The following is a 19,760-nucleotide window of genomic DNA, read 5'->3' as shown; positions in this document are numbered from 1 at the left end:
GTTGTTCACTTGAGATAAAAAGCGCGTTGCCCGCTTAAAAATAAATTGCGCCAGCCACCTCCATTTTCTATCCCCCACGTTTTGTTAATTTGAGTAGCGGATTCCAATTTTCAGTATATAGGCACCAAGCCCAACTGTGAAGCGTAAAAGTTTCGGATTTTTGAGAAATTAGGGTGAGGGGATTTTACGGAGAAAAACACCGGCTTCTCCGTAGTTTATACGCGGCCGGTCGGCCAAAGGCCCGCTACTCAATGTAACCATTCTCCCTGGCGTAGCGCACCAACTCAACCCGGCTTTTTAAGCCTAATTTGCTCATGAGATTGGCCCGATGGCTCTCAACCGTCCGCACGCTGAGATTCAAGGTTTCAGCCGTTTGGCGGTTGGTATAGCCCTGGGCAATATAACGCAACACGTCAATCTCGCGGGGGGTAGGCGACTCAACCGGGGAATGACGGGACGTGGCCGCAGGCGAAACTTCTTTCAACAAGGCCCGGGTCATGGCCGGATGAACATACAGGTCGCCCCGGGCCACGGCGCGGATGGCGTCAATGAGTTCAGATTCAACCGCCCGTTTAACAATATAACCCGATGCTCCGGCCTGAATAGCCTCCTGCAACATACTCTCATCCTCATGCACGGTTAGAATGAGCACCCGCGCTTCGGGCAATATTTCCTTCAACTGCCTGGTCACTTCAATCCCTCCCAGGTCTGGCATGCTCACATCTAACAAAATAACTTCCGGGCTGAGTTCACCGGCCAAACGCAAAGCCTCTTGCCCCCCGGCGGCCTCCCCCACTACCTCCAGGTCTGCTTCTTCGCTGAGCAGGGCGCGCAGGCCGGCCCGCAATACGCCGTGGTCATCGGCTATCAGAATGGGTATGGACATAAGGAACCTCCACATAAATTGTTGTGCCAGTGCCAATCGTGCTCTCTATCACCAACGTCCCCCCCAACATTTCCGCTCGTTCGCGCATGCCTAACAGCCCCAGCCGGCTATTTTGTTCCGCCGCCTGGGGGTCAAAACCAACGCCGTTATCCTCAACAATGGTCAACATTTGATCCCCCCGTCGCTCCAGGAGCACGGCAATCCGCGTGGCTTGAGCATGTCTCACCACATTGGTCAAGGCTTCTTGCACAATACGATACAGGTTGGTTTCTACCGCCGGCGGCAAGCGCCCGTCGCCAAGTCCAATCATTTCAAATTGCACCGTCAAATTATCGTGCTGCTGGTCAAAGTTTTTAATATATTGGCGCAACGCCGCTACCAGGCCCAGGTGATCCAGGCTGGCCGGGCGCAAGTTGATGGCCAGCCGGTGCAGGTTTTCCAGGATGTCATTGGTCGTTCGCTTCAATTCGGCCACCTGGGCAACCACAGTTTGAGAAGAATTTGCCTCCCGTTCTAACAAACGCAAACCCACCATGAGCGAAGTCAAAGCCTGCCCCGCTTCATCGTGCAATTCGCGGGCAATATGGTGGCGTTCAGTTTCCTGCACCTCCACCAATCGCCGCGAAAGGGATTGCAAACGCTGGTGTCCAATCTGAACCTGTTGAAATAAACGGGCATTTTGAATAGCAATGGCCGCCGGCGTAGCCAACCAACTCAACAAGCGCAGGTCTTTTTGGCTAAAAGAGCCGATTTGTTTATTCATCACCTCAATCGCGCCAATCGTCTGCTCACCGGTTTGTAAAGGAACGCAAATAATTGAGCGCGTGGTAAAGCCGGTTTGTTGGTCAAAGTCGCCAAAAAAACGAGGGTCTTGCGTTACGTCCGGCACCAGCGCCGGTTCACCATGTTCAATCACCCAACCCACTATTCCCTTTCCGGCCGAAAGGCGCATCCCTCTGACAACATCAGAGGCCTGACCGGAAGCGGTATAGAACCACAAATCGCCTCTCTCCTCATCCTGAAACACAACCGAGGCCGCCATCGCCTCCAGCAACCGGACCGTGTGATTGGCAATACCGGTCAACGTTCCTTCCAAATCCAGCGTTGAGGTGATTGTTTGGCTCACCATGCTCATGGTGGCCAACTCGTCAACCTGCTTTTGCGCTTCATAATGCAGGCGGGCATTTTCAATGGCCACGGCGGTTTGATCGGCCAGGGTTTGCAAAAGTTGGTGGTCCGTCACCGAAAACTGGTCAGGCTGCTGAATTTCCACATCCAACACCCCAATCACCCGGTCGCTCACTTTCATGGGCACACTCAACCACGAACCGGCCTGCTCTGCTAAAGCCAGCACGGGCAGCGTTTCTTCTGGATCGGCCGCCGCGCTAATGATCTGCTCATAACGAGACGCCAACTCATCAATACGATTGCCTGTGTCCAGCGGCAAACCCACTTCAAGTTTTTTCGATGCGCCGCGAACCGGATAGTAATAATAGTTGAGTTGGCCGGTGGCTTCATCCACCAGCCCATACCCCGCGCTTCTAAAACGAAGTAAAAAGGCGGCCGTTTCCAGGGTCATTTTTAAAATGGCCACCTCGTCGTGGAGCAGATTCAACTCCCGCCCCATGTAGTGAATGGCCTCCAGCCGTTCTTCCAATTGTCTACGCTCGGTGATGTCAATGCCGGTGCTAATGATATACTCCACCACGCCCCGGTTATCCAGCAAAACCGTATTCGACCAGGCGATGAGACGCTCGCGCCGATCTTTGGTCCACCAACGGCCCTCGTATTTGTTCTGGCGCTGGCCGGCCCGCAAGGCCCTAAAAATTGCCTTAACCGACTCTACTTGATTTGAAGTAACAAACAAATCCCAAAAGTATTTACCGCGCACTTCGTCCAACGAATAGCCGGTGGTTTGCTCGCAGGCGCGATTAAAACGCAGGATCCGCCCCTGAGAATTGAGCACCATCACCAAGGCCCCGGCGGTCTCCAACACCGCAGCCACAAAGTTACGCTCTTTCTTCAGGGCCGCCACGCGATCCACAATCTCTTGCCGGGCGCGATCATATAATTCGGCATTTTTTAAGGCGTTGGCCGCAGCCGTGGCAAAGGTTTGCAGGCGTTCCCCGTCGGCCTGATTAAAACAATCCGGCGTGGCGCTGTCAACGTTCAAAAAACCAACCAGACGTTCCCTAAAAGAAATCGGCGCAGTCAGGTGCGACTTAATCCAGGTCTGTTCCAGTCCATAAATAGACGAAGGCTCATTCTCGGCGATGGAAATAATTGACGGCTGTCCGCTATTGCGGGCCATACGCAAACATGGCGTGTCGGCAATCTTAAAGGTGAACCGGGCAAAAAAGTTCTGGGACCCAAACCCGGCATACCCCTGCCAGCGAAAAATCCGGGCAATCTCGCCCTCAACCAGCATAATACACGCGGCGTCGTGAGACACCACCCGGCCCATTTGCTCCAAAATGCAATCGAGCACCGCCGCATAATTCAACGAGCTGCCCAAAATAGCGCCGGCCCGGCTCAACGCCTCCAATTCCAACATCTGCCGGCGCATTTGGGCCAATTCATCCACCAATTGGGCTTTGGTTTTTTGCTTATGGCTCATTGTTTTTATCTGCAAACATTTCTGCAAACATTTCTGCAAACATTATAGCAGATTGCTAACAAAAAGCTATTGACTGATTTCCCAACTTGATGATACAATAGAGTTCATCCCCGCAAAATCTTGAAATCCTTTAAGCCCGGCAGGTGATAAGATGACCAACCCAAGCCATAACTGCCCCCACTGCGGCAAACGACTCGCCCGGCCCGACGCCGCCTTTTGCACCAATTGCGGCGCGCCCCTTAGAGGAGACGGCGGCCAGACCGTAGCCACTGTTCACGGCGGCTCCCTGGCCAAAATCATTGTGCATCTTCCCGGCGAAGAGTCGCGCGAGGAATTTCTCTCCAAAGCCATAACCACCCTGGGCCGCCGCCGCTCAAACATGATCCAGGTGCTTTCGCCCATTGTTTCCGGCGAACATGCCCAAATTGAGTTGACCCGCAAGGGCCACACTATTACCGATTTGCACAGCACCAACGGCACGTATGTCAATGGGAAACGTCTTACGCCAGGCAAACCTCATCTGCTAACCAACAACAACATTATCCGTTTCAGCGACGGCATGGGCAACTCGGCCAGTTTAACTTACGTGGCCCCCTCCCTCTTTGCCGACGTTGAAGCCGTTGACATTACCCAGGTGTTTCAACTGGCCGCCGACATTTCTTACATTGGCCGCAATCCAGACGCGGCCATTACCCTGGATCACCCGGCGGTAAGCTGGTATCACGCCAAGGTCGTCAAAAGAGACGAACAGCGCTACACCATTCAGGATTTGAGCAGCAACAACGGCACATTTTTGAACGGGTCGCAACTCCGCCAGGAGCGAGTGCTGGAACGGGGCGACGTAGTGCAAATTGGCCCCTTTAACCTGGTTTACCGCGACCAGGGCGTTTTTGCGCCCTTCTCGGCCGAGCGCAATTTCCGGCTTGAAGCCGTTGACCTGGAAAAAACCTTTTACGCCGCCAATCTGCTGGGCCGGCAGAATAAAAACAAAGCCATCACCGTGCTGCGTAATCTTAACCTGGTCATCAATCCCCGTGAATTTGTGGCCCTGGTAGGCGGCAGCGGCACGGGCAAAAGCACCTTGATGAAGGCCTTGAGCGGTCTCAGTCCGGCCACCTCCGGCACGGTGCTGGTCAACGGCGATAACCTGTACGAAAATTTCAACCTGTACCGCAATATGATGGGGTATGTGCCCCAGGACGACATTATTCACGAGGGCCTGGCAGTGCATAACGCTCTCTTTTACGCCGCCAGCCTCCGCCTTCCCGACGCCAGCCCGCCGGAAATTGAAGAACGGATCACGGAGGTATTGGCCAAGGTGGGTTTGACCGCCCAGGCCCACAGCCTGGTGCGCAATCTCAGCGGCGGGCAGCGCAAGCGCGTGAGCATTGCCGCCGAATTGCTGGCCGAACCCTGGATATTCTTCCTGGATGAGCCTACGTCCGGCCTGGACCCCGGTTTGGAAAAATTGATGATGGACACCCTGCGCCAACTGGCCGACGAGGGCCGCACCATTGTTCTGGTCACGCACGCCACGGTCAATATCACCAACAACTGCGACCAGGTGGCCTTTATGGCTCGCGGCGGCGAACTGACTTACTTTGGCCCGCCCGACCAGGCCATCGCCTTTTTCAACGTAAAAGATTTTTCCGACATTTATACCCGCCTATCTCAAACTTTTACCTTAAATAGCGACCCCACCGTACCTGCCCAAATTAAAACCGAGTACGACCACTTTGTGAGTACCCACCATGTGGACACCCCCCAACCGCCCGGCCCGACAGATGGCGAGACGCGCTCCATCCTGGCCGGTCCCCTCTGGGCTGCCCATTACCGCCAGACGCCTACCTACCAGACCTACATTGCCAACCGGCAAACCGGCGAGATGGCCCGTCCCCTCACCGCCACTGCCGGGGCCGCCGAAGCCACGTTCATTTCCCAAATCAAACAATTTGGCGTGCTGGCCCAACGCTACCTGGACCTCATCCGGCACGATAAAATCAGCCTGTGGGTGCTGCTGGCCATTATGCCCATCATCGGCATTTTTCTGCTCCTCATTAGCGATGGGGCCGCCCTGGTAGGCAATACGGTTGAGGAAATTGCGGCTATTTTGGACGCTGAAGGCGCTTACACTATTGTCAACAAAGCCCAAACTCTACTGTTTATGATGGCTCTTTCCGCCAATCTCCTGGGCGTGTTTGCCGCAGCCTACGAAATCATCAAAGAAGAGGCTATCTACCGCCGCGAACGCATGATTAACCTTAGAATCTTTCCCTATTATGCCTCCAAGTTTGTGGTGTTAGGCGCATTTATGCTGCTCCAATGCCTTTTGCTGCTGATAGTGCTGGCCCTGGGCATAGATTTTCCCGGCGGCGGCGCTATTCTCTGGTCGCCGCTGGAATATTACTTTACCCTGGTCTTCACCGCCCTGGCCAGCGTGGCCCTGGGCCTGTTCATCTCGGCCCTGGCTACCTCGCGCAATACGGTCATTTATCTCATTCTGATCGTTCTCTTTATCCAAATCGTTTTCTCCGGCGCTATCTTTGAGCTTTCTCCCTTTACCCAGCCTCTCTCCTACCTCACCATCACCCGCTGGTCCCTGGAAGCCCTGGGCGCCAGTACTAACATGGACGCCCTCAACAATCTGGGCCAGGTGCGCGTTGAGCGTGAGATAGACATTGGCCGGGGCGTGCAAAAAGTAGTGGAGGATGCGCCGACCACGATGAATTTTTACGTGAATTACGCCCACAATGGCCTGGCTCTGCTCTCTCGCTGGATTTTCCTGATTGTCCATACCGTGCTGTGGAGCGGCCTGGCAATATGGTTGATTGGGCGCAAAGACGAAATTTAACAAACTAAACCAAGAAAGGAAACGCCACCCATGAAACGTCAACACATAACCATCATTGCCGTAGCCGCCATCGTTCTATTGTTGGTGGGGGTGGGCGTGTTAGCCTACGCCCTATCGCAAGGAGGCGCCATTCCCGGCCTGGGCACAGCCCCGACGCCTGCCGCCACCGTGCCGCCCATTCCCAAAATCAATATTGACCCCCAAGATATTCCCACCTGGGAAGAAGCCGCCGAAAAGGTGCGGGCGGAGTATCCCGAATTGGCCGACTTGCTGCTGGACCCCAAGTTAGGCTCGGTTTACAAAGATTTTTACCTGGCCTACCAGCAGGGCGGCCAGGAAACAGCCGTGGCCCTGGCTCGCCAGCGGGGCATTCTCAACAACAACAATGAAATTGAAATGACCCTGGTGCTGGACACCGAAGACACCGCGCCCTTGATAGCCGAGTTGGAAGCCGAAGGGGTCATCGTCAAAGGCAGCTTTGCCAACAAAATCAATATCGCCATTCCGGTTTCTCTGATTGAAGAACAGGCCCAAGCCGAGGAACCGGAATTAATCGTTCAGCGCATCTCTAACCTGGAACACGTTATCCGCCTGGAAGTGCCCCAAAAGGCCAAGCCAATGCAAGAGGGCCGCATCCAAGGCCAGGGAGTTGACAAAACTACGGCCGACCGGTGGCAAGCGCAGGGGTTCACTGGTAAAGGAGTCAAGGTGGGTGTGTTAGATTTGGGCTTTGGCGGCTATCAGGATTTGCTGGGCACAGAATTGCCGGAAAACGTGACCGTGGCCACGTTTGGGGATGAAACAATGTTCACCCAAGAAGTGCATGGCACGGCCTGCGCTGAAGTTGTCCACGAAATGGCCCCAGAAGCCGAACTCGTTCTGGCTTACTACGACGGCACCGATGTGGCCATGGGCCAGGCCGTGGAGTGGTTGATTAGCCAAAACGTAGACATCATCTCCAACTCTACCGGCAGCAATGGCCTGACCCCCATGGACGGCACCGGCTTTGCCGCCGAGCTGGTTGATTGGGCCTACAACGAGGGCATTTTTTGGGTCAACGCCGCCGGCAATGAGGCCGACGTTCACTGGCGCGGCCAATTCACCGATAGCGACGGCGATACCATTCACGAATTTTCCCCCGAGACCGTGGTGCTGCCCTTTATCCCGGCCGGGCCGGGCTGGCAAACTGAAATCATCCTCAGTTGGGATGATTGGCAGGCCGTTGACCAGGATTATGAGTTAATTCTGCTGGACAAAGACGGCGAACTGCTAGGAAAGTCGGAAGAGCCGCAAGAAGGGCAAGCGGGCCAGTTGCCCCTGGAAGGATTCATCTATGAATTCGACGACAACGAAGTTTACCTGCTGGCCATCCAAAATTACGAGGGCCAGGCCAGGGGCGACGCCACCTTTGACTTGTTCATTCACGGCGGCTTAATGCATCCCGATTACGCAGTGGCCGAGCACAGCCTGGGCAACCCGGCTGACGCCCGGGGCGCGTTTGCCGTAGGCGCGGTCAACTGGGCCGATGACGTGTTAGAATATTACAGTTCGCAAGGCCCCACCGCCGATGGCCGCATCAAGCCCGATTTGTCCGCGCCATCGGTAGTTGACAGCGCCTCTTACGCGCCCGAAGCCTTTGACGGCACCTCGGCCGCCGCGCCCCACGTATCCGGCGCAGCCGCCCTGGTTTTGCAAGCCTTCCCCAATCTTACCCCCAATGAACTGGGCGCTTTTTTGCAAGACCGGGCCATTGATTTAGGCCCCTCCGGCCCAGACAACGCCTTTGGCTTTGGCCGTCTCAACATGGGTGAGTTGCCTGATACGGCCGCCGCTCCGCTGGAAACGCCACTGCCGCCGCCGGCAAAAGAAGAATTACAACCCACATCCACTCCCCGCCCGCCCCAACCGGCCGTTGGCCTGCCCGGCCAGGCTGAAGTTGGCGGCGAGGCCGGTCAACCCGGCGTCCCACCCCAGGAAGAGGGCGACCTGATCGGCATTCTGGTGATGTTAGGGTTATGCATGACCTGCCTGGCCGCTCTACTGTTCCTTGTGATCGTTGTCGGCCTGGTGATGATGCGGCGCAAATAATCTCTATCCTTAGCAAAACATACCAGCTAATTTCTATTTTCTAATTTGTTTTAGTATAATTTACTCTTTGTGTAAACAAAGAGGAGAATAAGTTTGTCATGAGTCATGCCCATCTACTTAAAAATCAAATCGCCATCATTACCGGCGCGGGGCGTGGGATTGGCCGGGCCACGGCCCTGGCCTTTGCTCAAGCCGGGGCAGCGGTGGTGCTGGTCGCTCGCTCCAACGACGAGTTGACCAGCGTTGCCGACGAAATCAAATACAACGGCGGCGGCCAAGCCCTGGCTATTCCCACAGATATTAGCGACCTGGTTGAAGTTGACCACTTACTGGTGCTAACCATGCGGGCCTTTGGTCAGGTTGATATTTTGATCAACAACGCTGCCTTGCTTCATCCCATCGGCAAAGTGTGGGAAACCTCCCCGCTGGCCTGGCAAAAACTGATCGCCACCAACGTGCTTGGCCCTTATTTTTGCGCCCGGGCCGTGCTGCCCCACATGCTTGAGCGCGGCAGCGGCCGCATTATCAATGTCTCTTCAGCGGTGGCAGACATCAATATGGTGGGCACCAGCGCCTACAACGCCAGCAAGGCCGCCCTGGAGCGATTTAGCGGCACCCTGGCCGCCGAAGTTGAGGGTAGCGGTCTGGTAGTCACCACCTTCAGAACCGGCCCGGTTGACACCCAAATGCAGGCCGATATGCGGGAAACGCCAACTAAATTTTTCCCCGATACCCGCCGGTTTCAATCGCTCTACGAGCAGGGCCAACTGCGTTCACCTGCTGAAACGGCCCAGGCTATATTGTGGTTGGCCAGCCGTTTTGCCGGCCACGCCAACGGCCAGCTTTTTGCCATGGACGCCGCCTTCCAAAAACAGATTGCCGCGGACCTGGCCCCATCACCCCGGTGCCGGCTCCGGAAAACATCTGACGGCTGAACGGGCGGTAGTCAAACCTAAAAAATTTAGGCTCTGTTGACATTTATCCAAAAGCGTCATTCCGAGGAGCAAAGCGACGAGGAATCTCCGGTAATAATGGCATAACCCGAAATGTCAACAGGCCCCAGGCACTTTCAGGAGCATCCCTATGGCTTATAACAAAATCATTGTTCCCCCAGACGGCCAGAAAATAACCATTTCCGGCGACAAACTAACCGTGCCCGACCACCCGATTTTGGCCTTTATTGAAGGCGACGGCATTGGCCCCGATATTACCGCAGCCAGCAAGCGTATTTGGGACGCCGCCGTGCAGGCGGCTTACGGCGGCCAGCGTAAAATCGCCTGGGTAGAGATTTACGCCGGGGAAAAGGCCGCCCGGCAATATGCCGACAATTATATGCCGGCAGAAACGTTTGACGCCCTGCGCGAATTCATTGTGGGCATCAAGGGACCGCTGACCACGCCCGTGGGCGGCGGCTTTCGCAGTTTGAATGTTACTTTGCGGCAAGTGCTTGATCTGTACGCCTGCGTGCGTCCGGTGCGCTGGTACCAGGGCATGCCCAGCCCTATGAAGCATCCGGAAGAGGTGAATATGGTTATCTTCCGCGAAAATACGGAGGATGTTTACGCCGGCATCGAGTACGAGAGCGGCACCCCGGAAAATGAAAAAGTGGCCAAATTCTTACGCGAGGAAATGGGGGCTACCTTTTTTGAGGGAGCGGGAATTGGCATCAAACCCATCAGCGCCTTTGGCACCAAACGCCTGGTGCGCAAGGCCATCCAATACGCCCTGGATTACGGTTACCGCAGCGTTACCCTGGTGCATAAGGGCAATATTCAAAAATACACCGAAGGCGCGTTTCGTAAATGGGGCTACGAGGTAGCCCAAGCGGAGTTTGGCCACGCCATCCTCACCGAAGATGAGCTGTGGGCCAAATATAACGGCCGGCAGCCTGCCGATAAAGTAGTCATTAAAGACCGTATCGCCGACATCATTTTTCAACAAGTTTTACTGCGCCCCAAAGAGTTTGACGTGCTGGCCGCGCCCAATCTTAACGGCGACTACCTGAGCGACGCCCTGGCCGCCCAGGTGGGTGGGTTGGGCATTGCGCCGGGCGCCAACATTGCCGATCACATTGCCCTGTTTGAGGCCACGCACGGCACCGCGCCCAAATATGCCGGGCAGGATAAAGTCAATCCCGGTAGCCTGCTTTTCTCCGGGGTGATGATGCTGGAATACATCGGCTGGCGTGAAGCGGCGGATTTGATTCGCCGGGCGTATGAAAAAACCATCGCCCAAAAAATTGTCACTTATGATTTTGCCCGCCAGATGGACGGCGCCACCGAGGTCAAAACCAGTCAGTTTGCCAGCGCGGTGATCCAAAATTTGTAGAACGTAAAAACACCGACGAACGACAAAGGACCAACGACAAAAATTGATCGTTCTCCTTCGTCATTCGTCGGCAATGCCAACCACCTGTCAGGCCAGGCCGTCTCCCCTCTTACTCTTCCCAATCCTCATAAAAGTCTTCATAAAAATCTTCTTCGTCTTCCAATTCAATGGTCTCGTCAATCGAGCCGTCGCTGCCATAGTCAAAATCCAGATACATCACGCTATCCTCGCCGGCCCATTCCAGAAAGTTCACATACATGGTATCGTCGGGTTCCATGGTAATGTCGTCGTGACCAAAAACATACTCGCCCTCGTCGTCAATGCGGAGCACCAGCAATTCATACGTGCCGTATTCTTGATTGCCGGTGGTATTGAGAATGAAATCACCCACCGGGAAATCCAGGGCCACATGAAATTCTCCGCCTGGCTCAATATCGGCTCCTCTGACCACAAACTCATAATCGGCCTCATCGGTTTCCAGGCCAATCCATATATCGGGCGATTCCGAATATTCGGTGCGGTAGCTCAAGGCATATACGCCTTTATCCAGGGTGGTCACGTCAATCTCGTCTTTTTCGCCGGGGTCAAGCCAGAGATCTTCTACCACCAGGTCATACCCCGGCCCAATTATGGTCACCTCGGCCGCGCCTGCTTCGGTAAGGTGGCTGCCGTCAACCGTAATGGTAAAAAAGTCAAGTTCCAGGGGCAGCAGGTAGACCGGTTCCTGGTCCACCTCCCAAACATCCACCGCATACTTAAAATTGGTGGTTTGGGCGCCGGGGATTTCGTTCACAAATTCCGTGTCGCTCACCCAGCCGATGCGGCGGCCCTGTTCATCCGTAATCAACAGGTTGGTGTCGCCGTCAAGCCAAACCTCCGCATATTGTTGACCCAGCAGCGGCGCGGCCAGGCCAACGGGACGCTGCTCAAGGACAAAGGCTGTCTCAAAGTTGGCTTCCTGGGGCTGCAAACGCGGGGAAATGGCCACCACCTCCAACGATTGGGTTTCAGCGTCGCCTTCGTACAAATCGGCCTCTACGCCGGGATTGATGGAAGCCTCGTACGCCCAGGTATTGGCCTGACGGTCAACCTGCACAATTCTGGCCTGGTCGGGATAGTTATTATCGTAGACGTAAATGTGGAAGAGGCCGTTGCCCTGGTCCTCGACAGCAAAGGGCGTGATGGCATGGCCGCCGGAAAAGTCTGGCTTGTAGATGCCCATGACCCACCATTCGGCCGCATTTTGGCCTTGACTGAAGGCCTCGATCAATGTATCCAGCACCGCGCTGGGTGATTCATTCACCCGGTTCATAAAGCCGCCGGGATAAGTGGCCTGAGTGACAAACCAGTAGGCAATCTCGCGCTGGAGCGGTTCGTTACCAACAAGTTCCAGATCATGGGCCACGCTGCTGCCAAAATCGGCCGGATTAACCTGGCCAAAATACATGAGATCGCTGAGCACGGCCATGCCTTCACAGTGCCCTTCACTCATCGACTCATTTACCTGTTCCAGCCACTGCCTGGCCGGCGGGGTGAGGGTGCAACCGTTGGCCATATTGGCGCACACCTGCTCGCCAAACATTCGCTGCATTTCAGCCGGGGTCATGTTGCTGGCTTCGGCTTCAGCGCCGTAGTTTTCAAAACTAAAACCATTAACCTCAGGCCGAAACCCACTATCGGCTGCTTCAGCGCCAAGGTCATCGCTACTGGCGGGAGGTGCAGCGCCACCGCCTGCGGTTTGACCTGGTGCCAGACATTCATCCAGGAGATAACCTTCATCATCCACACACTCCGGGGGTATCAAACCATTATCCCAACATGCCTGCAAAGCATCTTCATCTGCCAAACACTCTTCAGGGATCATACTGCTGTCGGCCTCACCCTTCACCTCTGTGGGTTCAACCGGAGCCTGGGTTGGCGCTTCGGCCAGGGGGGCTTCAACCTCCGGCTCCTCATCAGCCGCCGCTTCTACACCGGGCGGCTCAACCGTTGACGGCTCTGCTGCCTCTTCGTCGCCGCAGGCCAAAAACACGCTAAAAATCACAAGCATACTTAACAGCAAACCAAGATACTTTTTTTTCATTTTTGGTTCCCTTTCTGTTACCGACAAATTCTCTTTCATCTTTTTGTACCGTCCGGCATGATTGTATTTTTAAAGCGCGTGCCGATGACGATGGCCATGTGCAGATTGGCCCCGCTCAAATCGGCGCCGGACAGGTTGGCCCGGCTTAAGTTGGCCCAACTCAAGTCGGCCCCGTTCAGGTTGGTTCCACTCAGGTTAGCTCCTTTCAAAATGGCTCCGCTCAAGTTGGCCTGGCTCAAATTGGCCCGGCTCAGATTAGCCCGGCTTAAATTGGCCACACTCAGGTTGGCCTCACTCAAGTCAACCTCGCTTAAATCAGCGCCACTGAGGTCAGCTTCTTGAAAATCGCGCTCGCCGGCCTGATACCGGCTGATAATTTCTGCAGCAGACATTTTTTGCTTTAATAATCCTATTTTACGCTACCGATTCTGCTTCCGGCAACATTAATCTTTGCCAATACCTAACCTGAACAAGCCAGAACCAAAGTTGAATTCAGACAGGCCAAAGTGTTTGACCTTGCCTGCCTGAATCAGATCTTTTACCGCGCCGGCCACCTCTTCGATGGGCACATTTGGATCAGGGCGGTGTTGGTAAAAGAGGTCAATAGCGTCTGCCCGAAGCCGCTTGAGCGATGCCTCGGCAACTCGCTTGATCTGCTCCGGTCGGCTATCCAAGCCAACCCCGGGAGCCGGCCCCTTGTCGCCATCGTGTGGGTTATTAATTGAGTTCTAAATCTTCTACCCGCGCGTAGGGTAGAGCATCTATTTTCTGTGGTTTCTGCGCCCGCTTTTGGCTCTGCTCCCTAAACAACACATACAACCCGCTGAACAAGGTTAACGCCGCACCAATTAGCGTTAACCACGTTGGAATCTCGCTCCACAGAATAAAGCCCCACATAATGTTGATGGGTAGCGAAATATATTCAAACGGGGCCACCACCGAAGCGGGAGCCTGGCTGTAAGCACGGGCGATAAAATACATCCCACCCGCCCAAACCAGACCCAACCCCGACATCAACAGCCAATCGAGCAGGGTTGGCATGGCCCAGGGATGAAACAGAAAGGCGACGCTGGGGTGCGCCTCTGGAAAATCACCGACCAAAATGACCGGCGGGGTAAAAATAAAAGCGGCGGCCAGATAAACCAGCGTGCTGTAATAAGCCATCGTTGCACTGCTGTCGGTGGTTTGTAGTTTGCGGGTTAAGATGATTGCCAGGGCATAAAGGAGCATCGCAATCAAAACGAAAACCGACCCCATATTGAAGGTTGCCGGGCCTGGTCTGACAATCAGCAGCACGCCGATAAAACCAACCATCAGCGCCAGCCAGCGCCACGGCCCCACCCGCTCGCCCAGCCACACCACCGAGAGGAAGGTGATCATCAACGGCGCAGAAAAGCGAAGCGCCTCAATATCAGCCAAGGGCAACGCCGCGAGGCCCATAAAAAAGGTGGTGTAAGAGAAAAACAGGAACGTCCCGCGCACATATTCTAGCCTGGGTTTTTTGGTTATCGGCAACCCCCGGCCCCCTTCAAACCAAAACAAAATAAGGGCGACCGGTAAGGCGACTATGCTGCGCAAAACGACAATCTCCAGAACCGGATATTCGCCGCCGAGGAATTTTACAGTGATGTTTTGGAGTGAAAGGATAAACATCGCCAGCACCAGAAAGGCGACGCCGCGCAGGGTGGCGTTGGTTGTGGTCATATTTATTCTTAGCCCTCTGCCTGAATTACTTTTTTCTCTGCTTGCCAAACAGTGTTTTCGTACATGTTAATCTTGTGGTTCAGCAGGTCGAGAGTTTTTCGCATTTCTGCGATCTTGGCTGCAACCTGATCCCGCTGCTCTATCAAAATCTCTTTTCTGGCTTCAATGGTTTCATCGCCCTGCTGAACCAGTCCGTAGTACTCAATTTGTTAGCCCGGGCTTGAAATTGATAAACCACCTCATTTTTACTCTATCACAAAAATCCGATGACGGGAAGCAATTTTTGGGGGTCTATACGACGGTTAGCCGACAGAGTCTGGTCAGACTTTCGTCAGAAGTTCGTCAAACAAAACCGCCCAGGGCGTGATATATTAATTAATGTTAAGAGGAACCATTGCGGGAATTGAGACGTTATATTAGCAGCAAGTGTAGAAAGTGGGAGAATTAGCCAATGAATAACGGAACGATAACACACAAAAAACTACACGTCAAAACCACCGTAGAGTTTGCCATCAATAATATTCCCGATGTGGATCAGGGTACGTTGGAAAAGTTCCTGGAGTTGGTCAATGCAACCGGAAATTTTGGCCCAATTACGGAAATCGAGATCATTGAAAAGATGAATTTGATTATGAAGTACATCCCCGGCGCTTGCGCCCGCTCCCTGCTGACGGTGGCCGAACTGCTGGACATTCGCTTTCCCAGGCCGGCCGCGATTAACGGGACCGGGAGAATGATCGCTTCACCCCAAGAGCCAAAATTTATCAGCGCCGCCAGGGTCCACTAATTTTGTTACCGGGCGCTACGTTTCGTTTTTTTCCGGCTTCGTTTTGGTTCGGCTGCGCCTGGTTGTGTGATTAATCACCTTTTGAATTTCAGTATCTTCGTTCTCCTGGTCGGCAAAATACTTGGCCGCAAAATCGGTTTGGCGTTGACGCAGGGCCAGGGGAGCCACGGCCCGCAAATCATCCAGCGTTACTTCCAGGCGGTCGTCAATAGCGGCATAGGCCCGGCCGGCCTCAAAAAGCGTCATCTCCGCCCGGTGGCTGTCAATCTTCAAAGTCTCAATCCAGCGTAAGCCTTCGTCTTGCACGCCCCGGGCAAAGCCCACCTGGGACAACCGTTGGCGAGCCTCCATAATGTCTGCGGCGGCGGCCTCTGTTTCCGTAACCCAATCCAAAACAAATTTATAAGGTTTATTGGCATAAGCCATGGCCCGGCGATAAATTTCTAGCCGCTCCGCCGGGTCTTGAATGCCCCGCACCAGCACCCGCAGCCCAAAACGATCCTGAATTTGCGGCCGCAAGTTGCCCTCTTCTGGATTCATCGAGCCAACCAAAGTCAGGCGCGAGCGGTACGTGGCCGACAGCGGGCCGCGCCGCACGGAATACACCCCCTGGCCCGCCGCGTCCAAAATGGCATCAACAATGATATCGTCCAACAGATTTACTTCGTCAATATACAGCAAATTCTGGTCGGCCTGCGATAAAATCCCTCGCTCCACGGCCACCCGATTTTGTTCCAGGGCCACCCGTTCATTGATTCCGCCCACTACATCCTCCAGGCGGGCGTTCAACGGCAACTCCACCAAACGCATCGGCTCCGGCCTGGTCAAGGGATCGCCCATGCCAAATTTTTGGGCGCACTCTTTGCAAACCGCATCCAGGCCATATTGATAGATGTCCTCCGGCTCGCAGCCGTATTCGCAGGCGCTGCGCTCTACCACCGGCATCAAGTCCAGCAGGCCGCGCACGGCCGTAGTTTTGGCCGTACCCCGCGCCCCCACCAGCAGCACGCCGCCAACGGCCCGGTTAATAAGAGTCAGAATCAGGGCCACTTTCATTTCGGTTTGGCCCACAATGGCCAAAAAGGGATAACGCAACTCGGTGGCCAGACCCCGGTCGTACTCTTTTCTGGCCGCTTGCAGCACCGCCGCCGCCGGGCCGCTGGAGTATAGAATTTCGAGTAATTGGGATTTACGTTTGGTCATAGTTTAAAGGTAGCAAAGTGACAAGTGTAGCAGAGTATAGTTGTTCAATCAATGTTTTTGGTAGGGATAGAACAATGTCCTGTTCCTACCGGCCCCCTTGCCATTTTGTCACCCTACCTGTTACTCTGCTACTTCGTTATGTCTCCGGTTTGGGCGGGATTTTCAACACCTGCCCCGGCTGTATCCGGCCGGGGTCGGTGAGAATGTCTCGATTGGCCTCAAAAATGATCCGCCATAAATTGGCCTGGCCATACATCTGTTTGGCCACAAAGGATAGGGTGTCGCCGGGCTGGATGGTGTAAGTGCGCCACTGTTCTTCCGGCGACGGTTCCGGGCCAGGCTGGCCCGGCTCATCGGGAGCAGCCGTCAAAAAACGTACTTCTTTGGCCACCAATTCGTCCAGGGCCGCCCGCACGGCGGACGGGTCGCCAGAAATACGCTGCACCAACGCCGCGCCGCCGCTACGCAGCCGGGCCAGTTGGCTGTCGCTGACTTCCGCTTTGTTGCCCACCACGGTGACGTATTTCCAACGGCCCCTGGCCTCGTCCACCGAAAAGCTGACATCGGGGTGAAATTTCCAGATGTAGGCCAGGGCCGCTTCCAAATATTTATCGGCGTCGGGCAAGAGTAAAACGTGCTCGCCGGGTTTGACCTGCGGCTGGGTTTCAGGCGGCTCAGGCTCGATTTCAGCCTCATCCAACGCTTGCAAGCGGGCGCGTAGTTCGGCGGGGTCAAAATTGAAGCCGGGACAGGTGGTGCTGTTTCCGGCCAACTCCCGATGTCCCCGCACGTTTTCCACGGAAATGTTATATTTTTGGCGCAGGTGTTGGATGAGGGGCAGCAACGACGCCATTTGCGCCTCGGTGGGCGTGGTGTAATTATTGGGGATGGACTGGGTCTGCCCCCCGGCGTCCCGGTAAGTGCGGTCATCGCTAAACCAGCCAGACAGGCAGACGGCCAGGTAGTGATTGTTCCAATACTGGCCGTATTCCAAACCTTCTGAATCGTCCGGGTCTTTGAAACCGGCGTGATAGGCGTTGACGTTTTCATCCAACGCATACTGGATGTGGCCGTCGCCGGGGATAACGTAGTTGTATCCGCCGTGCGCCCAGCCCAACACGTTAACGTGATAATTGAAAAAAGCGTAGGCGTCACCCGTGGGCGCGCCGGTGGCCCGGTCGGCCGTTGCCGAATGATGCACCGCCAGGCCCAAAATTTCGCCGTCGCGTTCCCAATCCTTGTAAGTTTCGTAGTTGGGCATCTCTGCCCGCACATCTTTGATATCCAGGGTCATCGTTGTGATCCTCTGCGCGTGATTTTTGAGGCGGTTTAGACAAATATATGTTAAGCTATTTCTATTTTACATAGGAATATAGAATGACACAACCCTGCCGGGATACTTTTAGAGGTTTGGATGGGGAGATAGTCTAACTTGACTACGCGAATATTTGCTAAAGCCCGCCGGGTCTGTCCCAAGCCCATGTCATTGCGAGGAACGCGAGCGACGAAGCAATCCCCAACGCCGGGGAGGAGACTGCTTCGCCTAAAGGCTCGCAGTGACAGCTCGCCCCAAAATAGAAATACACCCCGGCCCGTCCATTAATTGACACAATCCCCGTCTTTGGTTATCATAGACAAAGGTAATTCCCCAATCATCAATCACCCCATAAAAAATACAATAGTCAAAGGAGGATACAATGACAGCACCTTTTAGAATTCGCAGACCCGAAGCGCGCGGCGCTCAACCCGTGGCAGCGGCAGCGCCCGCCGACAGTTTCAGCTTTTATCTGGACCGCCTGCTCAAAATGATCCCCGCCGAGGTGGTCAGCCTGTATATTGTGGGCATGGGCCTGATCCCCGCCGAACAGGTGACCGTTCTGACCGTGTGGTTTGTAGTGTGCCTGGTGGGCCTGTTTGTCATTCGCATTTACGGCACCGCCGACCCCGCCGAGAGTCTGCCGCCCGATTGGACGCACATCATTATTTCGGCCGTTGCCTTTTTGATTTGGGTTTACTCCATTGGCGGGCCTTTTGCGGCCTGGGGCTTTTACGTGCCCTGGCTTGGCTCGCTGCTGGTGCTGGCCTGGACCTTTTTTGTGCCCATTTTTTACAAAGGGCCGCAGCAGTAGGCAGCCGACCACCCACGAGAGCCTGTCTGAAAAGCCTGACATAGACTCCGTGTCATTTCGAGCGTAGCGAGAAATCCCTACGACATAATGTTTTCGAGCGAGATTCCAGGGATTTTTCGGCCTATGCCTCAATAAAGAACCGATTTTTTTCTCGCCGGGAAATCCGGCCTTCCCGGCAACCTTTGGGCCGAGGGCAGCAACAACAAGGATACACCCTTTGTGCGCGGGGTATCTCCTTCCGTCCGGCCCTCATCGAAGCCCTGCTGGCCCGGGGCCGTTGGGCGGCGCAACAGGGGGAAGTGCATTCCGCCCGCAATGATCTTCTGGATGAAGCCCTGGCTTACGCCGTGGAGGGCGGCTACCGCCTTTATGAGAATGACATGCACATTGGGCAAATTTCCATCTCCGCCAAAAGTGCTCTATAATATGGCCCTACCGCCTCATCGCCAAATGTTATTTCACCTCCACCCTTGCCCGTGATCAAGGCCCAAGTTTATGCCGCGCCCGTTATTTAAGAGTTAAGCCACGCTTTAGCCAAACCAAATAAGGATACAATGATGTCTCAACTTAAAACATACCACCGTCCCGCCAGCGTTGAGGAGGCCTTGCAATTAATGGCGCGTCCGGGGGTTAGCGCCGCGCTGGTGGGCGGGGGCAGTTACTTTACCCCGCACCGGCCCGACATGGCGGAAGAGGTGGTTGACCTGCAAGCCGCCGGCCTGGCCGACATGACCTACACCAGCCAAAGCGTGACCGTAGGGGCCATGGTCCGGCTGCAAACCTTGGTGGAGGATGGTCGCCTCCCGGCGCTGCTGCGCGACGCTGCCCGCCGCGAAGGACCCCCTACCCTCCGCCAGGCCGCCACCGTGGGCGGGGTGCTGACCTGCCCCAACCGGGAGAGCGAACTGCTGGCCGCCATGCTGGTTTGCGACGCCGAACTGACCGTGCAATCCCTCACCTACACCAAAACCATTAGCCTGACCAACTTTTTGCGCGACATCCCCTCGGCCCTGAACGGCGGGCTGGTGACGGCCGTATCCCTTAATCTCATCGGCAAAACCGCCAGCGACCGGGTGGCCCGCAC

The 19,760-nt window shown here is 55.1% G+C and carries 15 protein-coding genes and 1 pseudogene; 8 read left to right on the top strand and 8 right to left on the bottom strand.

Annotated features, from left to right (window positions below):
- Nucleotides 1–244: 244 nt before the first annotated feature.
- Together JW953_01690 and JW953_01685 are read right to left on the bottom strand one after the other, a co-directional pair.
- Complete coding sequence (locus tag JW953_01690; protein MBN1991386.1) at nt 245–886, bottom strand: response regulator transcription factor; 642 nt, start codon at nt 884–886, stop codon at nt 245–247.
- On the bottom strand, nt 858–3,503 hold the full coding sequence (locus JW953_01685; GenBank protein ID MBN1991385.1) for a GAF domain-containing protein: 2,646 nt from the start codon (nt 3,501–3,503) through the stop codon (nt 858–860). Before JW953_01685 ends, JW953_01690 begins: the two co-directional genes overlap by 29 nt.
- Nucleotides 3,504–3,654: 151 nt before the next feature.
- On the opposite strand from JW953_01685, the gene JW953_01680 reads away from it, so the two are divergent.
- From JW953_01680 to icd, 4 genes are all read left to right on the top strand, one after another.
- Complete coding sequence (locus tag JW953_01680) at nt 3,655–6,354, top strand: FHA domain-containing protein (protein MBN1991384.1); 2,700 nt, start codon at nt 3,655–3,657, stop codon at nt 6,352–6,354.
- A 30-nt stretch (nt 6,355–6,384) separates the two neighbouring features.
- Nucleotides 6,385–8,442, top strand: a complete 2,058-nt coding sequence (locus JW953_01675; protein ID MBN1991383.1) for a S8 family serine peptidase — start codon at nt 6,385–6,387, stop codon at nt 8,440–8,442.
- A 98-nt stretch (nt 8,443–8,540) separates the two neighbouring features.
- Nucleotides 8,541–9,377 carry an SDR family oxidoreductase gene (locus JW953_01670; protein ID MBN1991382.1) on the top strand — a complete coding sequence of 279 codons (837 nt, stop codon included), beginning with the start codon at nt 8,541–8,543 and terminating at the stop codon, nt 9,375–9,377.
- Nucleotides 9,378–9,525: 148 nt separating this feature from the next.
- Nucleotides 9,526–10,770, top strand: coding sequence for an isocitrate dehydrogenase (NADP(+)) (gene icd / locus JW953_01665; protein MBN1991381.1), 1,245 nt, complete (start codon nt 9,526–9,528; stop codon nt 10,768–10,770).
- A 109-nt stretch (nt 10,771–10,879) separates the two neighbouring features.
- On the opposite strand, the gene JW953_01660 is transcribed toward icd, so the two are convergent.
- The 4 genes and pseudogenes from JW953_01660 to JW953_01645 all read right to left on the bottom strand — a co-directional run bounded on the left by JW953_01660 (nt 10,880) and on the right by JW953_01645 (nt 14,557).
- Nucleotides 10,880–12,853, bottom strand: coding sequence for a hypothetical protein (locus JW953_01660; protein MBN1991380.1), 1,974 nt, complete (start codon nt 12,851–12,853; stop codon nt 10,880–10,882).
- Between the two features lie 35 nt (nt 12,854–12,888).
- Nucleotides 12,889–13,245, bottom strand: coding sequence for a pentapeptide repeat-containing protein (locus JW953_01655; GenBank protein MBN1991379.1), 357 nt, complete (start codon nt 13,243–13,245; stop codon nt 12,889–12,891).
- 99 nt (nt 13,246–13,344) lie between these two features.
- Nucleotides 13,345–13,530, bottom strand: a pseudogene (locus tag JW953_01650) (aldo/keto reductase).
- A gap of 40 nt (nt 13,531–13,570) precedes the next feature.
- On the bottom strand, nt 13,571–14,557 hold the full coding sequence (locus JW953_01645) for a DMT family transporter (GenBank protein ID MBN1991378.1): 987 nt from the start codon (nt 14,555–14,557) through the stop codon (nt 13,571–13,573).
- A 451-nt stretch (nt 14,558–15,008) separates the two neighbouring features.
- On the opposite strand from JW953_01645, the gene JW953_01640 reads away from it, so the two are divergent.
- On the top strand, nt 15,009–15,344 hold the full coding sequence (locus JW953_01640; GenBank protein ID MBN1991377.1) for a hypothetical protein: 336 nt from the start codon (nt 15,009–15,011) through the stop codon (nt 15,342–15,344).
- 15 nt (nt 15,345–15,359) lie between these two features.
- Here JW953_01640 and JW953_01635 read toward each other — a convergent pair whose 3' ends face one another.
- Both JW953_01635 and JW953_01630 read right to left on the bottom strand, forming a co-directional pair.
- Entirely contained in the window at nt 15,360–16,451 is a 1,092-nt protein-coding gene (locus tag JW953_01635) for a magnesium chelatase (GenBank protein ID MBN1991376.1), read from the bottom strand.
- 232 nt (nt 16,452–16,683) lie between these two features.
- Nucleotides 16,684–17,400, bottom strand: coding sequence for a LysM peptidoglycan-binding domain-containing protein (locus JW953_01630; GenBank protein MBN1991375.1), 717 nt, complete (start codon nt 17,398–17,400; stop codon nt 16,684–16,686).
- Nucleotides 17,401–18,244: 844 nt separating this feature from the next.
- Between JW953_01630 and JW953_01625 the strand changes: the two genes are divergently transcribed.
- The 3 genes from JW953_01625 to JW953_01615 form a co-directional block, all read left to right on the top strand.
- Nucleotides 18,245–18,676, top strand: a complete 432-nt coding sequence (locus JW953_01625; protein MBN1991374.1) for a hypothetical protein — start codon at nt 18,245–18,247, stop codon at nt 18,674–18,676.
- Nucleotides 18,677–18,858: 182 nt separating this feature from the next.
- Nucleotides 18,859–19,101 (top strand): hypothetical protein, encoded by a 243-nt coding sequence (locus JW953_01620; protein ID MBN1991373.1) that lies wholly within the window; start codon nt 18,859–18,861, stop codon nt 19,099–19,101.
- Nucleotides 19,102–19,230: 129 nt separating this feature from the next.
- On the top strand, nt 19,231–19,760 hold a 530-nt coding region (locus JW953_01615), incomplete at its 3' end, for an FAD binding domain-containing protein (GenBank protein ID MBN1991372.1).

It is taken from the genome of Anaerolineae bacterium, from assembly GCA_016931895.1.
GTDB lineage: Bacteria > Chloroflexota > Anaerolineae > 4572-78 > J111 > JAFGNV01.
Note: the sequence above shows the minus strand (reverse complement) of the source record. Positions and strands in the feature narration are given on the sequence as shown.